This window comes from Vibrio sp. RM-69-4 (assembly GCF_024743775.1).
Classification (GTDB): Bacteria; Pseudomonadota; Gammaproteobacteria; order Enterobacterales; family Vibrionaceae; genus Vibrio; species Vibrio anguillarum.
Map to the genome: position 1 here is coordinate 1 of NZ_JAMQXI010000013.1, position 1,868 is coordinate 1,868.

Consider the following 1,868-nt stretch of genomic DNA (forward strand, 5'->3'; position numbering starts at 1 on the left):
ACATAACAAAGCATTTAAGAGGGACAGTCAACGCGTGGCATTTGTGGTTTACTTGAAAATTTGTGTTTACAGTTGTCTATTTTAATTCTGTGGCGGCGTTGTCTGCCCCTTAATGCGGCGTTAGCACTCAAATTTCTTGAGCATTTCAATACATTTAAATGTGATTTCTTTTCCATCTCTAGACAAGTGGGCTGTTACAATGGCTCCTTCTTTCATTATGCAAATAGCATCAAGCAACGAATCATCTCTACTTTTGAGATGAGAGCTAATAATTTGTCTAACATGCTCTTTGTGGAGGTTACAGAAACGGAAAATTTCGCTGTTGATATCGCTAAATTCAGCAGATGTATTAATGAAAAAACAACCTCGAAAATCACCTAACATACTTTCTTTGTTTTGAAACCAATTGGCTAGTGCTGAAAATAGTCGATGAATAACCTCTTGGTTTGACTGGGAGCCAGATAGTTTTTGCTCTAACCAAAAAGTGAATATTTCGTGCCGTTTTTGTAAAGCAGCAAGAATTAAGGCTTCTTTACTTTCAAAATGAGAATAGAGAGTTCGTTTTGCAATACCAGAAACACTAATGACCTCATTTATTCCAATAGAATTGATTCCATTTTTATAAAAAAGGTTTAGTGCTGTATCTATCAACAATTGACGTTTTGGGTTCATTTCATATCTCCTTTAAAGTCATATTGACAATGGTAGACCATTTTGTCTACTCTAATTTTGTAGACAGAGTGGTCTACTTTATGGAGATATTTATATGCACAGTTTGTTCATGTCGATTTTGGCGGGCATTGGGGCCTGTTTAGCAATAGGGATGCTTTCCTTTCTTGATTCAACAATGGGTAATGTTGTTTTACTTATGGCTCCCTTTGGTGCTACTGCAGTTCTTGTGTTTGGTGTTCCGAATAGTCCTCTTGCTCAGCCTAAAAATGTGATATTCGGACATTTGATAACCGCTTTCATAGGGGTGATTTTTACTCAATATATTGGTGTGTCAGCGATATCATTAGCTGTAGCAACCGGGCTTGCTGTTAGTGCAATGCTGATTACGAAAACGACACATCCACCTGCGGGAGCTAACCCACTATTGATTATGCTTTCTGGGCAAGGTTGGAGTTTTCTTTTCACACCTGTTTTATTAGGTGCAGTTGTTATTGTGTTAGTCGGGAAAAGTATGCAGATGTTAACTCGACAATGGGTTAAAAATTAGAGTGCTAACAAACGCCTCAAGAGGGACTGTCAACGCGTGGCGTTTCCAGTCCCATTGAGCCGTGGTGGTTTCGGCTGTTGTGATTGAGTTTAGTGGTAATGCGTTGCCAGCCCCTTAGGCGGGCGTTAGCTGAGGTTAAGAAAAACCATAAAATTAAGCGCTTATTTTTCTTAGTCTGAGGCTCTAGCTTTACACCTGAAAGTCAGCACTTTTCCACGTATCTCGCCAGTGGCACTGTTCGTGAAGCGGTTGAACTAACCGAAGTCTGTTTACGGGAAGTGGTGTGTTTGTTTATTTCTTTGGTGTGGCTTCTTTGGTTTTGAGGCTCTTTCGCGCTTAAATGGATTTCGCGCACTTGGTCGTTGGCTTCTTCGAAAGAATTCTTTGTAAATTTAAGTTCTAGAAGCTCGTCAGTTTTGCTGTTATTTCTTCTTTGCCAAGTGCGTTTCGTGGATTAGGTTTTAGTTTCTCAGTTGTCCGTTTCACTTTGTCGCTTGAAAGCAATAATGTGTTTTAAATTAGGCTGTTGGGTAGCAAATCTCCGGCTAAAGTGCAGCAGCTAACAAACGGCTCAAGAGGGATTGCCAACGCGTGGCGGCTTTAGTTCAAAATTGAAGTTCAGTGTTTACAGTGTGTTTTTTGAGTCCGG

2 protein-coding genes are annotated in these 1,868 nt (G+C 40.0%); one reads left to right on the forward strand and one right to left on the reverse strand.

Annotated features, from left to right (window positions below; translation table 11 throughout):
- Window positions 1–120: 120 nt before the first annotated feature.
- Window positions 121–672: a TetR/AcrR family transcriptional regulator gene (locus NB504_RS01150; RefSeq protein WP_258428099.1), complete on the reverse strand. Its 552-nt coding sequence runs from the start codon at window positions 670–672 to the stop codon at window positions 121–123.
- 94 nt (window positions 673–766) lie between these two features.
- Here NB504_RS01150 and NB504_RS01155 point away from each other — a divergent pair, with 94 nt between their 5' ends.
- A complete protein-coding gene (locus NB504_RS01155; protein ID WP_055032211.1) occupies window positions 767–1,219 on the forward strand; it encodes an HPP family protein in 453 nt (150 codons plus the stop codon).
- Window positions 1,220–1,868 lie beyond the last annotated feature (649 nt).